The 18,385-nt window shown below is 70.1% G+C and carries 20 protein-coding genes; 12 read left to right on the top strand and 8 right to left on the bottom strand.

Going from position 1 to position 18,385, the window contains the following annotated elements; genetic code table 11:
• Positions 1–123: 123 nt before the first annotated feature.
• From VSH64_RS30495 to VSH64_RS30465, 7 genes are read left to right on the top strand one after another with little or no spacing between them, the layout of a single operon-like run.
• The gene (locus tag VSH64_RS30495) at positions 124–1,314 is read left to right on the top strand and encodes an ABC transporter substrate-binding protein (protein WP_326566194.1); all 1,191 of its coding nucleotides are present in this window, start codon (positions 124–126) and stop codon (positions 1,312–1,314) included.
• An 8-nt stretch (positions 1,315–1,322) separates the two neighbouring features.
• On the top strand, positions 1,323–2,201 hold the full coding sequence (locus VSH64_RS30490; protein WP_326566193.1) for a branched-chain amino acid ABC transporter permease: 879 nt from the start codon (positions 1,323–1,325) through the stop codon (positions 2,199–2,201).
• A complete protein-coding gene (locus VSH64_RS30485) occupies positions 2,198–3,178 on the top strand; it encodes a branched-chain amino acid ABC transporter permease (protein WP_326566192.1) in 981 nt (326 codons plus the stop codon). Before VSH64_RS30490 ends, VSH64_RS30485 begins: the two co-directional genes overlap by 4 nt.
• A complete protein-coding gene (locus VSH64_RS30480) occupies positions 3,175–3,945 on the top strand; it encodes an ABC transporter ATP-binding protein (protein WP_326566191.1) in 771 nt (256 codons plus the stop codon). The genes VSH64_RS30485 and VSH64_RS30480 overlap by 4 nt, the downstream gene beginning before the upstream one ends.
• The gene (locus tag VSH64_RS30475; protein ID WP_326566190.1) at positions 3,942–4,718 is read left to right on the top strand and encodes an ABC transporter ATP-binding protein; all 777 of its coding nucleotides are present in this window, start codon (positions 3,942–3,944) and stop codon (positions 4,716–4,718) included. The genes VSH64_RS30480 and VSH64_RS30475 overlap by 4 nt, the downstream gene beginning before the upstream one ends.
• 27 nt (positions 4,719–4,745) lie before the next feature.
• Positions 4,746–5,462 (top strand): alpha/beta fold hydrolase, encoded by a 717-nt coding sequence (locus tag VSH64_RS30470; RefSeq protein ID WP_326566189.1) that lies wholly within the window; start codon positions 4,746–4,748, stop codon positions 5,460–5,462.
• Entirely contained in the window at positions 5,459–6,352 is an 894-nt protein-coding gene (locus VSH64_RS30465) for an alpha/beta fold hydrolase (protein WP_326566188.1), read from the top strand. The genes VSH64_RS30470 and VSH64_RS30465 overlap by 4 nt, the downstream gene beginning before the upstream one ends.
• Positions 6,353–6,405: 53 nt before the next feature.
• Here the strand turns inward: VSH64_RS30465 and VSH64_RS30460 are convergent, their stop codons facing one another.
• The 3 genes from VSH64_RS30460 to VSH64_RS30450 form a co-directional block, all read right to left on the bottom strand.
• Positions 6,406–7,305, bottom strand: a complete 900-nt coding sequence (locus VSH64_RS30460; protein WP_326566187.1) for an alpha/beta hydrolase — start codon at positions 7,303–7,305, stop codon at positions 6,406–6,408.
• 25 nt (positions 7,306–7,330) lie between these two features.
• The gene (locus tag VSH64_RS30455; RefSeq protein ID WP_326566186.1) at positions 7,331–8,164 is read right to left on the bottom strand and encodes an enoyl-CoA hydratase/isomerase family protein; all 834 of its coding nucleotides are present in this window, start codon (positions 8,162–8,164) and stop codon (positions 7,331–7,333) included.
• 166 nt (positions 8,165–8,330) lie between these two features.
• Positions 8,331–8,675 carry an EthD domain-containing protein gene (locus VSH64_RS30450; protein WP_326566185.1) on the bottom strand — a complete coding sequence of 115 codons (345 nt, stop codon included), beginning with the start codon at positions 8,673–8,675 and terminating at the stop codon, positions 8,331–8,333.
• A 125-nt stretch (positions 8,676–8,800) separates the two neighbouring features.
• On the opposite strand from VSH64_RS30450, the gene VSH64_RS30445 reads away from it, so the two are divergent.
• Positions 8,801–9,244 (top strand): winged helix-turn-helix transcriptional regulator, encoded by a 444-nt coding sequence (locus VSH64_RS30445; protein ID WP_326566184.1) that lies wholly within the window; start codon positions 8,801–8,803, stop codon positions 9,242–9,244.
• Positions 9,245–9,338: 94 nt separating this feature from the next.
• Here VSH64_RS30445 and VSH64_RS30440 read toward each other — a convergent pair whose 3' ends face one another.
• Together VSH64_RS30440 and VSH64_RS30435 are read right to left on the bottom strand one after the other, a co-directional pair.
• Complete coding sequence (locus VSH64_RS30440; RefSeq protein ID WP_326566183.1) at positions 9,339–9,689, bottom strand: UBP-type zinc finger domain-containing protein; 351 nt, start codon at positions 9,687–9,689, stop codon at positions 9,339–9,341.
• A gap of 25 nt (positions 9,690–9,714) precedes the next feature.
• On the bottom strand, positions 9,715–10,539 hold the full coding sequence (locus VSH64_RS30435; RefSeq protein ID WP_326566182.1) for an alpha/beta fold hydrolase: 825 nt from the start codon (positions 10,537–10,539) through the stop codon (positions 9,715–9,717).
• Between the two features lie 328 nt (positions 10,540–10,867).
• Between VSH64_RS30435 and VSH64_RS30430 the strand changes: the two genes are divergently transcribed.
• Positions 10,868–11,767 (top strand): AraC family transcriptional regulator, encoded by a 900-nt coding sequence (locus VSH64_RS30430; RefSeq protein WP_326566181.1) that lies wholly within the window; start codon positions 10,868–10,870, stop codon positions 11,765–11,767.
• Between the two features lie 105 nt (positions 11,768–11,872).
• On the top strand, positions 11,873–12,805 hold the full coding sequence (locus VSH64_RS30425; protein WP_326566180.1) for an AraC family transcriptional regulator: 933 nt from the start codon (positions 11,873–11,875) through the stop codon (positions 12,803–12,805).
• A gap of 124 nt (positions 12,806–12,929) precedes the next feature.
• Here the strand turns inward: VSH64_RS30425 and VSH64_RS30420 are convergent, their stop codons facing one another.
• A complete protein-coding gene (locus tag VSH64_RS30420; protein WP_326566179.1) occupies positions 12,930–13,340 on the bottom strand; it encodes a histone-like nucleoid-structuring protein Lsr2 in 411 nt (136 codons plus the stop codon).
• Between the two features lie 300 nt (positions 13,341–13,640).
• On the bottom strand, positions 13,641–14,207 hold the full coding sequence (locus tag VSH64_RS30415) for a DUF5134 domain-containing protein (RefSeq protein ID WP_326566178.1): 567 nt from the start codon (positions 14,205–14,207) through the stop codon (positions 13,641–13,643).
• A 338-nt stretch (positions 14,208–14,545) separates the two neighbouring features.
• Here VSH64_RS30415 and VSH64_RS30410 point away from each other — a divergent pair, with 338 nt between their 5' ends.
• Positions 14,546–16,468 carry a LamG-like jellyroll fold domain-containing protein gene (locus VSH64_RS30410; protein ID WP_326566177.1) on the top strand — a complete coding sequence of 641 codons (1,923 nt, stop codon included), beginning with the start codon at positions 14,546–14,548 and terminating at the stop codon, positions 16,466–16,468.
• A gap of 53 nt (positions 16,469–16,521) precedes the next feature.
• Here the strand turns inward: VSH64_RS30410 and VSH64_RS30405 are convergent, their stop codons facing one another.
• Positions 16,522–17,115: a phosphoribosylanthranilate isomerase gene (locus VSH64_RS30405; protein WP_326566176.1), complete on the bottom strand. Its 594-nt coding sequence runs from the start codon at positions 17,113–17,115 to the stop codon at positions 16,522–16,524.
• A gap of 141 nt (positions 17,116–17,256) precedes the next feature.
• Here VSH64_RS30405 and VSH64_RS30400 point away from each other — a divergent pair, with 141 nt between their 5' ends.
• The gene (locus VSH64_RS30400; RefSeq protein WP_326566175.1) at positions 17,257–18,327 is read left to right on the top strand and encodes an SGNH/GDSL hydrolase family protein; all 1,071 of its coding nucleotides are present in this window, start codon (positions 17,257–17,259) and stop codon (positions 18,325–18,327) included.
• Positions 18,328–18,385 lie beyond the last annotated feature (58 nt).

The raw sequence follows: 18,385 nt of genomic DNA, 5'->3' as shown, positions 1-18,385 counted from the left end.
GAAAACGCGGTCCGCGACCAGGTCGGAACGCACGGCAGCGGCCCTCTCGATCTCCTTGACCCTGACCGGAACCTCTGTTAGACAGAGCCAACTTCTTCATCGCAGAAGAGACACTGGTGAACCATGACCGTTGCTGTTCAGTTCTCCCCGCCGCCGCGGCCTTCCCCACCCCGGAGACGATTCGGGGTCCTGGTCGCGGCTCTCGCCCTCGGTACGGCCGGCTGTTCCGCCTCGGCGGCCGCCGGCGACTCGGACTCCTACACCCTGGGCCTCATCACCAGCCAGACCGGAACCGGCAGCCAGCTCGGCGTCGGTGAGCTGCAGGGCGCGCAGCTGGCCGTGGACCAGATCAACGCCCGCGGTGGCGTGAACGGCAAGCAGCTGCGCCTGCGCACCGCCGACGACCAGAGCAACCCGGCGCAGGCCGTGCTGCAGACGCGCAAGATGCTCGGCAGTGTCGACGCGCTCGTCGGGCCGTCGCTCTCCGGGCCGTGCCAGGCCGTGATCCCGCTGGCCTCCAGCGCGCAGCTCGTCGACTACTGCCTTTCGCCCGGCGTGAAGCCCAAGCCCGGGTCGTACCAGTGGTCGGCCAGCGCGCCCACCGACACGCTCGCCGAACGCCTGCTCGCGTACTGGAAGAGCCAGGGCATCACGCGCGTCGGGCTCATCAACACCACCGACGCGAGCGGCCTCGACGGCGCGCACGCGCTGCAGACGGCCGCCGCGAAAACCGGCGTTTCCCTGGTGGGCCAGGCCAGCTACAGCCCGACCGCGGTGTCGGTGACCTCGCAGCTGCAGGCGGCCACCACGGGCAAGCCGCAGGCGCTCGTGGTGTGGAGCAGCGGCGCGGCCGCGGGCGTCGCGTTCAAGGGCATCGACCAGATGGGGCTGAAGCTCCCGGTCGGCACCACCGACGGCAACCTCACCTACGCCTTCCTGCGCCGCATCGCCGACTACACGCCGGACACGCTGCTCATCCCGGCCACGCGCGATTTCTGGTGGCAGCAACAGAATCCGTCCGCGCAGGTGCAGCAGCTCGAACGCGGTTACCACGACGAGTTCCGCGCTCGCTACGGCACCGATCCCGACTTCGGCCCGGGCGTCGCCTACGACGGCGTGCTGCTCGTGGCGCAGGCGCTGGAGAAGGCGGGCGGCAACGTCGCCGGTGCGCGCGACGCGCTGCAGAACCTGCGCGGTGTCGACGGAGTCGTCGGCACCTATTCCTTCGCCCCGGACAACCACCGCGGCATTGGGGCCGGCGACGTCGGCATCGTGCGCGCCGCCGGTGGCCGGCTGACCTTCGTGGGGAGATGAGCGCGACCATGACCGGACTGATCCAGGTCCTCATCGGCGGGCTCGCCGACGGGGCCGTGTACGCGCTGATCGCGCTGGGCGTCTCGCTCGTCTACTCGATCAGCCGCATCATCAACCTCGCCCAGGGCGGCTTCGTGGTGCTCGCGGCGCTGCTCGCCGTGTCGATCCAGCAGTGGCTGGGGGTGCCGCCGCTGGTCACCGTGGTGATCGTGGTGCCGCTGTTCGCGTTGCTCATGGCCGGTGTGGAACGCGTGGTGATGGCCCCGGCCGCGGCCCGCGCGACGCCGGACCGGATGCTGCTCGTGACCGTCGGTGTGCTGCAGGCGATCGGCGGACTGTTGTTGCTCCTGTGGGGAAACCTGCCCTACACGATGCAGCCGTTCAGCGGGGACACCGCGATCACGATCGGCGGCGTGCGCATCGTGTCGCAGTACGTGTGGATCATCGGCGCGCTGGTGGTGACCGTGGCCGCCCTGTGGTTCCTGGTGCAGCGCACCAGCCTCGGGCTCACCATGCGCGCCACGGCGAACAACCCGGAAGCCGCGGCGCTGCAAGGGATCAACGTCGGACGCGTGCGGCTCATCGCGTTCAGCCTCGCCGGCGCGATGGCGGCGCTGGCGGGCACCACCGTCATCCCGGCCACGTTCCTGCAGTTCTCCACCGTGACGCCGTACGCGGTCGCCGGCTTCATCGCGGCCGTCGCCGGTGGCCTCGGCAGCACGGCCGGCGCGGTCGTCGGCGGGCTCGTGCTCGGGCTGCTGCAAGGACTCTTCAGCCGCTACACCAGCGGCGACCTCGCGCAGGTGATCGCGATGGCGGTGCTCATCGTGCTCCTGCTCGTGCGACCGACCGGCCTGCTGGGGAAGACGAGCGAGGTGCGTCGATGACAACGCAGGAGAAAACGACCACCCCGCCGGCGATCCAGCCGGCGAGGTCCCGGCGTTCGCCCACGCGGTTGGCGGTCGCGGCCGTCGCCGTGGTCGTGGCGCTCGTGGTGCCGCTGCTGGTACCCGGCTGGCTCGGGCTGCTGGTGATCGCCGGCATCTTCTTCCTCATCGTGCTCGGCCTCAACCTGCTCATGGGTTACGCGGGGCAGGTTTCGTTGGGGCAGACGCTCTTCATGGCCATCGGCGGTTACGGCGCGGGCCTGCTCACGCTGCGCTGGCACTGGCCGACGCTCGTGGCGATGATCGTGATGGCGCTCGTGTCCGCCGCGGTGGCGGCCGGGCTCGGCACGGTTTTCCTGCGGCTGCGCGGGTACTACCTCGCGCTCGCGACGCTGGGGCTGGCCGTGATCACCGAATCGCTCGCGTCGGGGCTCACCGGGTTCACCGGCGGGCCCTCCGGTCTGGTCGGGGTGCCGAGCCTGCGGCTGGGCACCTGGGACGTGTTCAGCGACCAGGCCAACTACTACGTGCTGCTCGTGGTGTGCGGGCTCGGCGCCTGGTTCGTGGGCAACCTGCAGCGCTCGCAGACCGGGCGCGCGCTCTCGGCCATCGCGGCCGACCCGGCGGCCGCGACGATGCTCGGCATCAACGCCTCGCGCTACAAGACCAGCGCGTTCGTGGTGTCCGCGGTCTACGCGTCGCTCGGCGGCAGCCTCTACGCGTTCTACCTGCGGTTCATCTCGCCCGAGGTCGTCGGGGTCACGGTGGCGCTCAGCATCGTGATCATGCTCGCGCTCGGTGGCGCGCGCACGATCGTGGGGCCGCTGCTCGGCGCGCTCGTGATCCAGGGGCTGCCGGAGGTCGGGCAGAGTTTCGCGTCCTGGTCGCCGTTCGTGGCCGGCGTCGTGCTCATCCTCGTGATCACCTACCTGCCCCGCGGGATCTGGGGCACGGTCAAGAAACTGGCGGACCGATGACCGAGACTCCTCTGCTGGCCGTGCACGGCCTGACCCGCCGCTTCGGTGGCGTGACCGCCGTGGACGACGTCAGCTTCACCGTCGCCCCCGGCACCGTGCGCGCGATCATCGGCCCCAACGGTGCCGGCAAGACCACGCTGCTCGACCTGATGACCGGGTTCACCGCGCCCGACGCCGGCCGCGTCGAGTTCTGCGGACGTGACATCACCGGCATCCGGCCGCACCGGCTGCCCGCGCTCGGTCTCGCGCGCACGTTCCAGTCGGCCCGGCTCGTGCCGACGCTGACCGTGCGCGAGAACGTGATGCTGGGCGGCTACCGCTTCACGCGCGCCCGGTTCCTGTCCGACGGACTGCGGCTGCCGCGCACGCGCCGAGAGGAACGCGCGCTCAGCCGGCGCGCGGACGAGCTCATGGAGTTCCTGGAGCTCGGTGCGTACGCGGACGCGTTGGCCGGGGAGCTGCCGGCCGGCGCCCAGCGGCTGGTGGAGGTGGCGCGTGGCCTCGCCGGCGGCCCGACGTTGCTGCTGCTGGACGAACCCGCGGCCGGGCTCGACGACACGGAGACCGGTGAACTCGCGGCGGCCCTGCGCGCGGTGTGCGCCGGCGGCATCTCGCTGGTGGTGATCGAGCACAACATCGAGCTGGTGATGACCGTGAGCGACCACGTGACCGTGCTCGACGCCGGCCGCGTGATCGCCGACGACGTGCCGCAGCGCGTGCAGTCCGACCCCGCCGTGATCGAGGCCTATCTCGGAGCGAAGCCATGAACCTCACCGTCCGCGGCCTCGACGCCCGCTACGGCTCCACCCGCGTGTTGCACGACGTGTCGTGCGAAGTGCCCGACGGCACGATGGTGGCGATGATCGGTGCCAACGGGGCCGGCAAGACCACGCTGCTCAAGTGCATCGCCGGGTTGCACCGGCCGGACCGCGGCGAGGTCACCCTCGGCGGCACCCCGGTCGCCGGGCTGGCCGCGCACCAGGTGGCCCGGCGCGGACTGTGCCTCGTCCCGGCCGGGCGGCAGCTGTTCGGCGAGCTGACCGTCGAGGAGAACCTGCTCGTCGGGCTGCACGGCACGGGTGTGCACGGCGCGGCCGTCGCTCGGCGGCTCGACGCGGCGTACGCGTTGTTCCCGATCCTGCGCGAGTTCGCCGGCCGGCAGTCGGGGCTGATGTCGGGCGGGCAGCAGCAGATGCTCGCCATCGCGCGGGCGCTGGTGCGCGAGCCGGAGGTGCTGCTGCTCGACGAACCGTCGCTGGGTATCGCGCCCCTGCTGGTGACCGAGATCCTCGGCGTGCTGCGGCGGCTCGCGAGCGAGGGCGTGACGATCCTGCTGGCCGAGCAGAACGCCGCCGCTGCGCTGGCGATCGCGGATTACGGCGTGGTGATGGAGAACGGCACCATCACGCGGACCGACACGGCCGCGGCGCTGCTGGCCGACGAGGACGTGAGCCGGCATTACCTCGGTACCTCGGCGGACCCGGTCGCGGTGGGGTCCGTGCGGGCTCTTCCGGCCGGGTTGCGGGAACCGCTGGTATGAAGTCGTCCACAGTGGAGGAGTAGTTCGATGAAAATCGTTCTGGTGCACGGCGGGTGGCAGGGTGGCTGGGCGTGGGACGCGGTGGCCGCCCACCTGCGCGAGGCCGGCCACGACGTGTTCGCGCCAACGCTGCGCGGCTTGGAGGACGGCTCCGTCGACCGGGCCGGCATCACGCTCACGACGATGGTCGACGACCTCGTCGCGCAGCTCTCGCACTGCGGGTTCGACCGGTACGTGCTGGTGGGCCACAGCGGCGGCGGCCCGGTGATCCAGCTCGTGACCGAGCGGCTGCGCGACCGCGTGGAGCGCACGGTGTTCGTGGACGCGTGGGTGCTGCTGGACGGCGAGTGCATCAACGACGTGCTGCCCGCCGAGCTCGTGGCCGGCGTGCGCGCGCTCGCCGAACAGAGCAGTGACAACACGATCGACCTGCCGCCGGCGCTGTGGTCCGCGTCGTTCATGCAGGACGCCGAGGAGGACACCCTCGCGGCCGTCGCGGCTCGGCTCGTGCCCACGCCGTTCGGGTGGTTCACTGAACCCGTGCGCCTCACGGGGTTCTTCGGCGCGCCGGTGCCCAGCAGCTACGTGTACCTGCTGGACGACCAGGCCGTGCCGCAGTCGGTGTACCAGGCCGCGGCGGCACGTCTGGCCGACCCGCGCGTGGTCGAGTGCGCCGGCAGCCACGAGGCGATGCTCACGCACCCCGCCGAGCTCGCCGAAGCGCTGGTGAAGGCGATCGCGTGACGCACCGCGCCCGTCGGCTGGGGCCGGTGTACTACGACGAGTTCGCGCCGGCCGGTGCGCCGGCGCGGACCGTCGTGCTCGTGCACGGTGGCAGCGTGACCGGGGCGTGTTACCTGTCCACTCCGGACGGCCGGCCGGGCTGGGCGTGTTCCTTTGTGGACCGTGGGTACCGCGTGCTGGTGCCGGACTGGCCGGGAGTCGGTCGCAGCGCGGCGATCCCGCCGGACGAGCTCACCGGCGCCGTGGTGTGCGAGGCGCTCGGCCGGTTGCTGGACGAGCAGGACGAGCCGGTGGTGCTCGTGGTGCACTCGATGTCGGGGCCGTTCGGCTACCGGCTGGTCGAGACCCACGGCGATCGGGTGGCCGCGTTGGTGGCTCTGGCGCCGGGGCCGCCGGGCAACATCCAACCCGAGCCGCGGGTGCTGGCCGAAACTGCCGCGTCGCTGGAGATCCAAGGCGAGGTCCTGCGGTGGAGCCTGCCGAAGCAGGGCCTCTGGTGGCCCACCGAGGCGTTCGCGCGCGCCAAGATGCTCGGCACCGGAACGCGGTTTCCGCCGTCCGCGTTCGCCCGGTTCCGCGACGACCTCGTCCCGATCCCGGCGGGGCTGCTCACCGAACGGCAGAACGTGCACGGCAGCCAACTGCGCGTCCACGACCCGGCTCCGTTCGCGGGCAAACCGATGCTCGTACTCACGGGCGACCACGACACCGACCACCCCGAACCGGCGGACGCGGCGACGGCGGCCTGGCTGCGCACGCTCGGCGCCACCGTGACGTACCGCTACCTCTCCGACCCGGCCCACACGGGCAACGGCCACATGCTGATGTCGGAGGACAACAGTGGGGAGCTGGCTGAGTTGGTGATGGAGTGGGTGGGGTTGCTCGACTAGGCGCCGATGGGGTGGCAGTGGCGGGTACTGCCACCCCGTAACGAGCCGTCAGTTCAGCTCAGGTGCTGCGTGAACCACTCCACGGCTTCCCCGCTCGCGAGGTCGAACTGCGCGATGTACGGGTCGAAGTGCCCGCCGCCCGGCAGCAGCCGCAGGCGCTTGGGTTCGAGCGCGTTCTCGTACGCGGCGAGCTGGGTGTCCGTCGGGGTCATGGTGTCGTGGGTGCCCGCGACCATGAGGAGGGGCGTCGGGGAGACGCGGGCGATGAAGCTGCCCGGGTCGTAGGTGCTGATCATGCGGCCGGAGCGGAGGGTGACGAGGTTGTCGCCCGCGGTGCCGTCGGGGCCTTCGGCCTTGTAGACCGCGGCGATTTCCGCGCTGTGCCACAGGGCTTCGGCGGCCGGGTCCGCTTCGGCGACCGCCACGAGCTGCGGGGAGACGCCGCGGGCCTGGTTGCGTTCGTCTTCGTTGTACTTCTCTTCCAGCGCCGCGTAGTTCTCGGGGGAGATGCGGCGGACGTAGTCCTGGCGGCCGTCGACGAAGGGGCAGTTGGCGACGACCGCCTTGAGCCGGCGGTCGGTGGCGCCCAGGACGATGGCGTGGCCGCCGGCGTAGCTGGTGCCCCAGAGGCCGATGCGCGAGGCGTCGACCTCGGGGCGCGCTTCGAGGACGGAGATGACGCGGCGCCAGTCGGCGATCTGCTGCCAGGGGTTCACGTCGAAGCGCGGGGTGCCGGTGCTGGCGCCGAAGTTGCGGTGGTCGTGGGCGATGACGACGAAACCGGCGTCGGTGAAGGCCTTCGCGAACTCCGGCAGGAAAATCTCCTTGGTGCCGGCGAAGCCGATGGCCATGGTGATGGCCGGCAGGGGACCGGTCGCGCCTTCGGGCACGTAGAGGTGCGCGGCGAGGGTTGCGCCTTCGGCCGGGATTTCGAGGTCGATGCGGGAAGCCACGGGATTGTCTCCTGGGGTGCTGAGGTCAGTGGGCGGTCGGCAGGTCTTCGGCACCGACGTGGGTGCCGAGGTCGAACTCGATGTCACCGTGGCGCTGCATGCCGCGCTGCAGCAGGGCGCCGACGCGCGCCGCGGTCTCCGGGCGGGAGGCGGCGGCCAGGAAGGCAGCGGGGGTGGACGCGAACTCGGCGTCCTCGGGCAGGCTCGCGGTGTCCACGTAGTGCTTGGTCTCGGCGATCGCGCGCTTGTCGAACCGCGCGATGCGGCGGGCGAAGGCGTCGACGAAGTCGGCCAGCTCGGCGTCGGGCAGCGCGCGATTCACATAGCCGTACAGCTCGGCCTCGGCGCCGGTGAGGTCGTGGCCGGAAAGCAGGATCTCCAGCGCACGGCCGCGACCGACCAGCCGCGGCAGCCGCGCCATCGGGCCACCGCCGGGCACCAGGCCGAGCGGCACCTCGGGCTGGCCGAGGCGGCTGTGGTCACGCGAGGCGAAACGCAGGTCGCACGCCAGCACGAACTCGCTGCCGGCACCGCGGGCTCGTCCGTGCACCGAAGCGATCGTGGCCACCGGCACCCGGCTGAGCCGGCTCAGCACGTCGAGCCACGGGTTCAGCCCGGTCTTCGTGGGCTCCTCCGTGGCCGGCGGCTGGGCCGTGATGTCCCAGTGGGCCAGGAAGAAGTCCGGATTCGCGCTGTCGAACACGGCCACGCGCACACCCGGGTCCTGCTCGAGGCGCGTGATGAAGTCCGAGAGCTCCCGGACGGTGTCGTAGTCGATCAGGTTGATCGGCGCGTGGTCGAACGTCGCGCGCAAGTAGCCCGGTGCGGGCTCCTCGATGCGCAGTTGCGGAGTTGTCATGACGCCACCGTAGCCTCTGGGTACAGATAGTGTATTCAACGGTGGCGTAGGCCACATGAGTTCACTATCTGTACCCAGTAGTGCTGTGATGGTGGGAAAAGATCGACTGAACACGCTCGCGAGGTTCGTGCACGCCAGTGGGCGTTCCTGGACCTGCGGCGAGGTGCTACTGCTCGTAGACGACTTCTTCGGTGGTGATCAGCACGACGGTCTTCGACGTGTCGGCGAAGTTGTCGACGTCCTTGAGTGCGGCGTCCCAATTTTCGGAATCGGCGATGGCCTGGAACGTCTCCATGCTCTCGAACCACACCTCTACGACACCGTCGTAGGGTGCGGCTGGCACACCCTCGGGAACCAGGCCGGTGTTGTGCTGCTGCACGTACCGGATGGCGTGCTTCCTGACCCCGGGAACACTCATCACCAGCGGTGCGTGGACGTTCGTCCAGTATTCGCTGAACTGCTCCGGGGTGAAATCGGCACGACGGGTCAGGAACTCGTTCCACTTGTACATGTTCGGTCCTTCGCTTGCGGTCGGGTTGTCGGCAGTTCACCGTAGACTCTGAGTACTAATTGTGTACTCAACGGTGGCGTAGCCCACATGAGTGAACTATCTGTATCCAGGCGTACTGTGGTGGTGTGGAAAACGTGCTGGACGACAACCCGGTCTGCTCCGTCGAACGCGCCTGCGAGATCCTCGGCGGACGGTGGACCTTCCTGGTGCTGCGCGAGCTCGTGGCGGGCAAGACGCGCTTCAGCGAAATCCGCGACGCCCTCGGCATCCCGCCCAACGTGCTGAGCGCCCGGCTGAAGACGCTCACCGACGCGGGTGTCCTCGAGCGCCGCTCGTACCAGGTGCTCGGTCAGCGCAACCGGGATTCCTACGAGCTCACCGCGGCCGGCAACCAGCTGAAGATCGTGCTCGCGGCGTTGCAGCAGTGGGGTGACGAGTTCCGCCCGCGCCCGTCCGGGCCGTCGGCACTGCGCCGGTCCGTCGAAACCGACGAGCCGGTGCGCGTGACGCTGCTGGACGCCGAGGACCACGAGCTGACGCCGGACGAGCTGAAGTTCGTGCCGGCCTGACCGCGGCTACGTCCTCGCGCAAACCGGCCGGGCCACCCGACGGCCGGACATGACCGTGCCGCCTGACCGGAGGTGGTCAGGCGGCACGGACGAATCACCGGTGCAGGTGGTCTTCCCAGTCGGCCGGCAAGCGGTCGGCCGGGGCGGGGGCCGGTTGGCCTGCAGGTTTGCTGATCGGCGCGACCAGGATCGGGCCGTCGTCGTGCTTTTCCTGCGTGGTGTAGTTCCAGAACCACGTTTCGCCCGGTTCGAAGCTGCGGATCACGGGGTGGCCGGTCGCCGCGTTGTGGGCGGTGGCGTGTTGGCTGGGCGAGGTGTCGCAGCAGCCGATGTGACCGCACTGCGCGCAGCGGCGCAGGTGGTACCACCAGCCTTGCGGGCTGGCGGCGTCGCAGTCGACGCAACCGGTGCCGCTGGGGGGCACCGTCGGGTCGATACCGTCCACGGGGATCTCCTTCGGGCGAGCCGGATCAGCTGCGGAAGAACTCGAGCAGGTCGGCGTTGATGGTCTCGGCGTGCGTGGTCGGCATGCCGTGGGGGAAGCCCGGGTAGATCTTGAGCGTGCCGTTCTTCAGCAGCTTCACCGACAGCAGCGCGGCGTCCTCGTAGGGCACGACCTGGTCGTCGTCGCCGTGCATCACCAGGACCGGCACGGTGATCTTCTTCAGGTCCTCGGTCTGGTCGGTCTGGGAGAAGGCCACGATGCCGTCGTAGCCGGCCTTCGCGCCGCCCATCATGCCCTGCAGCCACCACTTCTGGATGTTGGCTTCCGACGGCTCGGCGCCGGGCCGGTTGTAGCCGTAGAACGGGCCCGAAGCCACCGCGCGGTAGAACTCGGAGCGGTTCGCGAGCAGCTGGGCCTGGAAGTCGTCGAACACGCTCTTGGGCGTGCCGCCGGGGTTGCTGTCGGTTTTCACCATCAGCGGCGGGATGGCCGACATGATGGCGGCCTTGGCCACGCGGGACTCGCCGTGGCGGGCCAGGTAGCGCACGACCTCGCCGCCACCGGTGGAGTGGCCCACGTGGATGGCGTCGCGCAGGTCGAGGTGCGCGGTGACCGCGGCCAGGTCGTCGGCGTAGTGGTCGAGGTCGTGTCCCTCGCCGACCTGGGTCGAGCGGCCGTGGCCGCGCCGGTCGTGGGCGATCACGCGGTAGCCCTGGTTCACGAAGAACAGCATCTGGGTGTCCCAGTCGTCCGCCGACAGCGGCCAGCCGTGGCTGAACACGATCGGCTGACCCGTGCCCCAGTCCTTGTAAAAGATCTCCACACCGTCGTCGGTCGTGACCATGGGCATGGCTGAGTCTCCGTTCTTCGAGGCGGGTTCGGACCGTCCACAACGGACAGACGAGGATCGGGCGGCGGACGGTGAGCCCGGAAAAGCCGTGAGCCTGGCGAAGTTCTGGCTCTGGTCAAGGTCACCAACCTGCTACCGGAATCCTTACCCTAATATGAATTGACGACTTCACCACCGGTCGAATGGCGCGCCCCGTGCTCGGCTGTCACCAGACAGGGCCGCCGGTTTCCCGATCTCCGATGAGCGAGGTGTCCGTACCGCTTGATGATTGCCTGGATCGCGGGAGGGGAATACCTATGATCGGATCACATTTTGTCGGAATCGGTTCATGGACGCAGTGAGCCGGCTGCTCCGGTCGGCGCACATCGAGGGCACGCTCGGCCTTCGGTGCCGCACGGCCGGGCAGTTCACCCTGGACCGCGCCGCTCCCGGCCCGGGCCACGCCCCGTTCCTGCTCGTGGTCGAAGGTCGCTGCACCGTGTCCACCTGCGCGTCTACGGTCGATCTCGGCCCCGGTGACCTGCTCCTGCTGCCCCACGGCGACGCCCACCAGGTATGCGTGGCCACCGGGCCGCGGCGGCCGTTCGTCGAGGAGGTGGGGCCGGTGTTCACCACCCGGCGCAGCGTCGGCGTGGAACCGGAGCTGGACCTGTACCTCGGCCACTACCGGGTGAATTCCGCGACGGGGACGCTGTTGTTCCGCACGTTGCCGCCCCTGGTTCACGTGACGTTGGGTGTTTCCGGCGCCGGTTTGGCCGACGTGCTGCGCGGCGGCGCCCGGTTCGACCGCCTCGGCACGGAGTCGCTCGTGCGGTTCCTGTTCGACGCGCTGCTGGACATCGCGTTGCGCAGCCGGCCCGAGCAGCGCCTCGACACGCCGGCGCTGTGGACGGCCGTGGGTGACGACACGCTCGGCAAGGTGATCGCGGGCATCGTCGAGCGGCCCGGGGAGCCGTGGACGATCGAGCGCATGGCCACGGCGGCATCGATGTCGCGGGCCACCTTCCTGCGCCGCTTCACCGCGCGCACCGGGACCACGGTCGCGTCGCTGCTCACCACGATCCGGATGATGGCGGCGGCCGATCTGCTCACCCGTTCTGATCACTCGGTGTCGCACATCGCGCGGCAGGTGGGGTACAGCTCGGAATCGGCGTTCGCGCAGGCCTTCCGCGCCGCGGTCGGCACGCAGCCGGCGCGGTTTCGCAAGGAGGTCGGCGCGCGCCGGTGACGGTTATCCGGTGAAGTGATCGAAATGCTCAGCCGGCGTGATCGCCGACTATTTCGCCCGTTTTTCCCCAGTTGTGAGCCTTGATCGAGAAATTGCGAGGTGCCCATGGCCGAACCGCTCACGCCCCACGGTTTCCTGGACGGGGTGAGCCGGCTCATCCGGCTCGCGCGGCTCGAGGGCACCGTGGACGTGCGGTGCCTGATCTCCGGCCGGTTCAGCATGGAGCACGAGGCCGTGGGTCCCGGGACGGTGCCGTTCTACCTCGTGCTCCACGGGCACTGCACCGCGACCACGGGCTCGGCCGCGATCGACCTGGCGCCCGGCGACCTGCTCGTGTTCTCCCACGGCGACGCGCACCAGGTGCGGGTGGCCGACGGCCGGAAACGGCGTTACGAGGACGAACCGGGGCCCACGTTCGTGACGCGGCGCACCGTCGGCGGCGGGACACCCGAACTCGACCTGTTCTGCGGCCACTACCGGTTCGACTCGGCGGCCGGCGTGCTGCTGTTCCGCCTGCTGCCGCCGCTGGTGCACGTGACGCTGGACGACGCCGCGGTGCGGCTGGCCGACGTGCTGCGCGAGGAGGCCGGGTTCGACGGCTCCGGCACCGGCGTGATCGTGTCGTCGCTGTGCGAGGCGCTGCTGGCCATGGCGCTGCGCAGCCGGCCCGAGCAGCGGCTCGACACGCCGGCGCTGTGGACGGCCATGGGTGACGACGTGCTCGGCCGCGTGCTGGCCGAGGTGGTGGATCGGCCCGGTGAGGCGTGGACGATCGAGCGCATGGCCACGGCGGCGTCGATGTCGCGCGCCACCTTCCTGCGCCGCTTCAGCACCCGCACCGGCACGACCGTGGCGACGCTGCTGACCACGATCCGGATGATGATCGCGGCCGATCTGCTCACGAGTTCCGCGGAGTCCGTGTCGCACATCGCGCGGCAGGTGGGCTACAGCTCGGAATCGGCTTTCGCGCAGACGTTCCGCGCGGCGGTGGGTGAACCGCCGGCCCGGTTCCGGAAGAAGTCGGTGGCGCGGGACTGACCGTTCCGGTTCTGTTGTGTCTACTGTGGACTGACGAGGCCGTTTGTTGACGATCGAGGGGGCTGTCGTCAACAAACGGCCACTGCGGTCAGCACTTCACAGCGCTTTACCATTTCACAGCGCGTTACTTCTTGGCGGCCGCGACCTTCTTGCGCGGCGCCCGCTTGCGAGCCGGCGCCGCGGGCTTCGCGGCTTCCAGCTCGGCCTGCTCGTAGGCGCTCACCACGTCGGACGGAATGCGGCCGCGCTCGGAGATCTGGTAGCCGTTTTCGTTGGCCCACGCGCGGATCGCGCGCGAGCGCTCACGGTCGGCGGGGGTCGCCGCCGTCGGCTGCCCCGCCGCGACGCGCACCTTGCGGCCACCGGTCTTGCGGCCCACGCCGATGTAGCGCGCGAGCTCGTCGCGCAGGGCCGCGGCGTTGTCGTCGGACAGGTCGATCTCGTAGCTGACGCCGTCGAGTCCGAAGGGGACTGTCTGGGTGGCCGGGCTGCCGTCGATGTCGTCGAGCATTTCGACGAGAACCTTCTGGGCCATGAGTGCTCCTTGAAATTGGTGTGCTTGCTGACCTTGACCAGGCGCACGAATGCTGCGATCGATTGTGATCGTAGCATCGAATGACCAGGGAAATGCGGGCACCGAAACTGTCCGGAAACCCCGGTGTGGTGGTGGCGTCGTGGCTGGTCAGGAAGTACGCGCCCGCAGTTCGGGGCCGCGGCCGGTTTCACGGGTGCCGATCACGGGTAATGGGTGAGTGGCGGGTTGGCGGAGGCGCTGTCAGGGGAGCCCGTCCAGTTCGGACAGTTTCCCTCGCCTCTCGCGGGTTCCTCGGGTGCCCTAGGCGGACATCACCAGCGCGCACGCCATGCCGAGGCTCATGCCGGTTCGAGAGAGCTTGCGACTGGGGTCGGTGCCCCGGCTCGACACCGCGTGGGCGGCTTCGAGGAGGAACCACGCGGCCGCGGCGAGCGTGATCGGGGTCCACCAGCCGCGGCCCATGGCGGGCATGGTCAGCCACGGGCCGTGGTCGCCGGAGTGGTGGGGCATGGCCGTGAGCATGAACAGCATCGTCGCGGTGGCGGCCAGGTGGTGGTGGCGCCGCGTGACGAGGGACCAGACCAGGGTGACGAGGAGCACGGCCTGCCAGCCGGCGGCGGGGATGGGCGCGCCGATCGGTGAGGTCATGGCGACCATGGCCGCACAGAGCACGAGTTCGGCGAGTGAGTCGCTGCGGCTGGGGGACGGCGCGGGGAGCTCGGCGGCCGACGCGACCGGTGCGTGCCCGGGAGACTCGGGCCGCGGCAAGGGGACGGCGCCCCGCGACAGGCGGGCGAGCGGCGGCCAGGCCAGTGCGGCGAACGCGGCGGTGAGCAGCCACGCCACCGCGGGATCGGACACCGGCACCCGGGAGCTCCTTCCGACACCGGCGAACCACCGCCGCAGGGGATACCGGGTAGACCAGCCGCGGCTGTGATTTGTGACAACCGCCGGGAAATAGCACCGCGCAACAACCCGCACCGGACAGGAATTGTCGAAAACAAAAGGGCAGCCCCGGTGCCCGGCAAGACTCCGCCGGATGCCGACCGGACAGCGGCAGGACATGGCCGTGACCTGCGTCTCAAGGGCGGCGACGTAACAGAGCCGACGTGCGGAAGCCATCTGGAGTTCGTGTCTGCTCAAGCAGCCGTGAATAGCGTCCGGATCGCTCGAAATTCTCCCTGGAAACCTGAATGGGGCAGATCATGCGCGAAAACCAGGTGGGCCCGAACCGACGGTCCTTCCTGCGCAACGCAGGCTTGGCCGGCGTCGGTGCGACGGCGCTGGGTGCGCTCGGCGTGGCACCGGCCCAGGCCGACACCGCGGACACCGCAGGCAAAAGCAGCGGCAGATGGAACCCGGACGGCGACAGCCTCCAGTTCACGGTCGCGATCATGCCCGACACGCAGTACCTGTACTGGGGCAGCCAGAACAGCATCAACCCGGAGCCGCAGGAAGCGTCGTTCCGGTACGTGATCGAGAACAGCGGCACGCCGAACAACAACATCGTCTTCATGGCGCACCTCGGCGATGTGACGCAGGACGCCGACGTCACGTCCTTCCAGGCCGTGGACAAGACGTTCAAGATCCTCGACAAGGCGAACGTCGCCTACAGCGTGCTCGCGGGCAACCACGACGTGTCCGGTGACGACACGCGCGGCGACACGCCGTACCTGGACGCGATGGGCCCGCAGCGGTTCAAGGGCCAGAAGTCGTTCGTCGGCTCGGACGCGAGCGGGTACAACACCGCGCACACGTTCCACGCAGCCGGGCGCGACTGGCTGCTGCTGGCCATGGACTGGCGCACCTCGGCGGCCGGGTTCGCGTGGGCGAACCAGGTCATCAAGGCGCACCCGAAGCTGCCGGTGATCCTCACCTGCCACGAGATCGTGGCGCCGACCTACGGCGACGAGGTGTACCCGTACGAATCGGGCGACCCGGAGAACAACGCCGCGATCACCAGCTACGGCCAGACCGTGTGGGACCAGCTGATCAAGAACAACGACCAGATCTTCCTCACGCTCAACGGCCACTACTGGCCCTCGGGCCGCGTCACGAAGAAGAACACGGCCGGCAACGACGTGCACCTGCACATCACGAACTACCAGAACCGCTACATGAGCGGTGGCGGCATGCTGCGCCTGTACCACTTCGACCTCGAGCGCAACACCATCGACGTCGAGACGATCTCGCCGTGGATCCTCGAGAAGGACCCGGCGAAGCGCAACCGCCTCGAGGTCATGGAGTCGCGGCTGACCACGGCCGTCGACCGCTTCTCGATGCCGTTCGACTTCGAGCAGCGCTTCTCCGGCTTCATCCCGGTGAAGACCCGCGCGGCTCGCGGGGCCAACAAGGTGCTGCTGCCCGGCACGCTCGCGTACTGGCGCTTCGACGGCAACCACGCCGCCCCCAACAGCCCGGTCACCACGACCCAGAAGGTCAAGGACCTCTCGGGCAACGGCAACGACCTCACGCTGGCCTCGGTCCCCGGCACCATCCCCGGTGCGCTGACCTGGTCCGACGACCACCACCCCGACCAGCCGGGCCACGCCAGCCTGCGCTTCGTCGGCGGCAAGAACCCGCTGCACGGCGCGTACCTCACCACCGCGGCGAAGGCGGCGCTGAACACCGAGCAGTTCAAGAAGGGCTACACGATCGAGACGTTCGTGAAGATCCCGCGCGACTGGGACGGTGGCAACAACGGCAACATGCCGGTGCTGGTGCGCCGCGGTGCGGCCGGCGACGCGGGCAAGCACGGCAAGAACACCGACCCGAAGGAGCCGGTGGCCCAGCTGATGACCACGAACAACGGTCGTGAGCTGCAGTTCAACTGCTACCCGCTGAGCCAGACCTACCCGACCACCAACTGGAGCCACGGCATGCCCGAGGACCAGTGGTGGCACCTCGCGGTGGTCAACGACGGCCACCACACCACGGCCTACATCGAAAGCGCGCCGGTGGCCGACAACCCGTCGACCGACTCCGTCGGCATCGCCTCGCTCGGGCTCACCTGGCTGCTCGGCGGCCACGAGTACGGCGGCGCGATCGACAACGTGTTCCACGGCTGGATCGGTGACGTCCGCATCGTGAACCGGGCCCTGCGCCCGAACGAGTTCATGACCCAGTGACACCGGTCGTGATCGAGTAGGGACAGCGGGTGGTCATCGGCGCCCGCCCGCTGTCACGCTTTCTTCGCGGCAGCAAGGAAAGCGCGGATCAGGCCCTGGTCTTTCACACCACGCGAGGACTCGACGCCGCTGGACACGTCCACGCCCCACGGCTGCACGGCGGCGACGGCTTCGGCCACGTTGTCCGGCGTGAGGCCGCCGGCCAGCAGCCACTCGCCGCCGGGGGCCAGGGCCGACCAGTCCCACGTCTCGCCCGAGCCGGCCTGCGGAGAGTCGAGCAGCAGCAGGTCCTCACCGTATTCGCCGGCGGGCGGGGCCACGCCGTCGCGCACGGCCGTGGCGCGGATCAGGCGCACGGGCAGGTCGCGCAGGGCGGCGAAGTCGGCGGCCGAATAACCCGAACCGTGCAGCTGCACGGCCCGGATGCCGGTGTCGGCCACGGCGACGCGGATCGCCGGCACCGGCACGCCCTTGAACACGCCGACCGTGAGCACGTCGGCCGGCACATCGGCGGTGAGCCGCGCGGCCTCGGCGCTGGTGACCTGCCGGGGGCTTTCGCACAGCAGGAAGCCCACGGCGTCGGCTCCGGCTTCGACCGCGCACGCCACGTCGGCCGCTGTCTTCAGGCCGCAGATCTTCACGAACACCCGCCCGACCCTAGCCGCTGCTCTTCGCCGCGAGCCGGTTCGCGCACACCTGCGACACCAACGTCACAGCTCACGACCATCGGCGACGCGCGGGTGCGATGATGAGCCGACGCCCGCCCGACGAACTTCAGGAGCTCCCCGATGGCTCACGCCCGCGCCCGCGGCTACGACGACGGCCGGCAGCTGTACGGGATGAGCGCCGCCGCGATCCGGCGCTGGCGCTGGAAACGGGCCGCGGCCGTCGCCGGGACCGGCTCGGCGCGGTACGCGAAGATCGGCGACTCCATCAGCGCCGGGCAGGGCCTGCAGCCCGCCACGCAGTCGCCGCCGGTGGTGATGGCCGGCCTGCTCGCGGCGCACGGCTTCCCGGTGCGCGGCGCGTCGGTGATCTTGAACCCGCGCACCATGACCGCCGACGCGCGGCTTTCGTTCACCGGGGCGTGGTCCGAGTACGCGCCGGGCGTGTTGACCACGTTCGGCTCGGCCGCGGCGAGCGGCGACTCCGTGACGCTCACGGCGTTGATCACCGACGCCGGTGACTACCTGGCTCGGGTGATCACCACCGAGGACTCGCGTGAGTGCGCGATCGCCGTCGACGGTGAGGTCGCGCCGGCCAAGCTGGAGCGCGCGGCGGGTCTGGTGACGCACCTCGTGCCGTTGCCCGGGCTGGCGGCCGGCCGGCACACCGTGACGGTGACCGTGGCCGGCGGAACCGGTGAGCTGCGGGTGGGCAGCATCGGGATCGAGGCGGTCGGCGGCATCACGATCGGCGACTTCGGCATCTCGATGTCCACGACCGCGGACTGGGTCGCGGGCGGAGCGGCGCACTCGGCGCTGAACCACGTGGTGGCGTGGGCGCCCGATCTCGCGCTGATCGCGCTGATGACCAACGACGCCAACGAGCAGACGGCCGTCGCGCCGGCGGCGTTCGCGACGAACCTCGACGCCATGGTCTCCGCGCTGGAGACCACCTGCGACGTGGTGCTCGAGGCACAGATTCCCGGCGATCCCGGCTGGGTCGACCTGACGCCGTACCGCGAAGCCGTGTACGACGTGGCCGACGCCCACGGTGTGCCGGTGCTCGACCTCTTCGACCGCTGGGGCAGCCACGCCGCCGCGGCCGGCGCGGGGCTGATGAACGACGCCTTCCACCCGAACGCGGCCGGTGCGGCGGACATCGCGGCGGCGGAGTTCGGGGTCGTTTCGTCCTGATCGGCGCTGCGGCCGCGCTGGACAACGCCGAGCGGGAATGTTGTCCTGTGGGGCAACG

Source organism: Amycolatopsis rhabdoformis (genome assembly GCF_035918295.1).
In the GTDB taxonomy this organism is placed as follows: domain Bacteria; phylum Actinomycetota; class Actinomycetes; order Mycobacteriales; family Pseudonocardiaceae; genus Amycolatopsis; species Amycolatopsis rhabdoformis.
This window is presented reverse-complemented; position numbering and strand designations above follow the sequence as displayed.

Bases quoted from the DNA above. Each gene is read 5' to 3' on its own strand.
- VSH64_RS30495 (WP_326566194.1), top strand. From the start codon at position 124: ATGACCGTTGCTGTTCAGTTCTCCCCGCCGCCGCGGCCTTCCCCACCC.
- VSH64_RS30490 (WP_326566193.1), top strand. From the start codon at position 1,323: ATGACCGGACTGATCCAGGTCCTCATCGGCGGGCTCGCCGACGGGGCC.
- VSH64_RS30485 (WP_326566192.1), top strand. From the start codon at position 2,198: ATGACAACGCAGGAGAAAACGACCACCCCGCCGGCGATCCAGCCGGCG.
- VSH64_RS30480 (WP_326566191.1), top strand. From the start codon at position 3,175: ATGACCGAGACTCCTCTGCTGGCCGTGCACGGCCTGACCCGCCGCTTC.
- VSH64_RS30475 (WP_326566190.1), top strand. From the start codon at position 3,942: ATGAACCTCACCGTCCGCGGCCTCGACGCCCGCTACGGCTCCACCCGC.
- VSH64_RS30470 (WP_326566189.1), top strand. From the start codon at position 4,746: ATGAAAATCGTTCTGGTGCACGGCGGGTGGCAGGGTGGCTGGGCGTGG.
- VSH64_RS30455 (WP_326566186.1), bottom strand. From the start codon at position 8,164: ATGACAACTCCGCAACTGCGCATCGAGGAGCCCGCACCGGGCTACTTG.
- VSH64_RS30450 (WP_326566185.1), bottom strand. From the start codon at position 8,675: ATGTACAAGTGGAACGAGTTCCTGACCCGTCGTGCCGATTTCACCCCG.
- VSH64_RS30435 (WP_326566182.1), bottom strand. From the start codon at position 10,539: ATGCCCATGGTCACGACCGACGACGGTGTGGAGATCTTTTACAAGGAC.
- VSH64_RS30430 (WP_326566181.1), top strand. From the start codon at position 10,868: ATGGACGCAGTGAGCCGGCTGCTCCGGTCGGCGCACATCGAGGGCACG.
- VSH64_RS30425 (WP_326566180.1), top strand. From the start codon at position 11,873: ATGGCCGAACCGCTCACGCCCCACGGTTTCCTGGACGGGGTGAGCCGG.
- VSH64_RS30420 (WP_326566179.1), bottom strand. From the start codon at position 13,340: ATGGCCCAGAAGGTTCTCGTCGAAATGCTCGACGACATCGACGGCAGC.
- VSH64_RS30410 (WP_326566177.1), top strand. From the start codon at position 14,546: ATGCGCGAAAACCAGGTGGGCCCGAACCGACGGTCCTTCCTGCGCAAC.
- VSH64_RS30400 (WP_326566175.1), top strand. From the start codon at position 17,257: ATGGCTCACGCCCGCGCCCGCGGCTACGACGACGGCCGGCAGCTGTAC.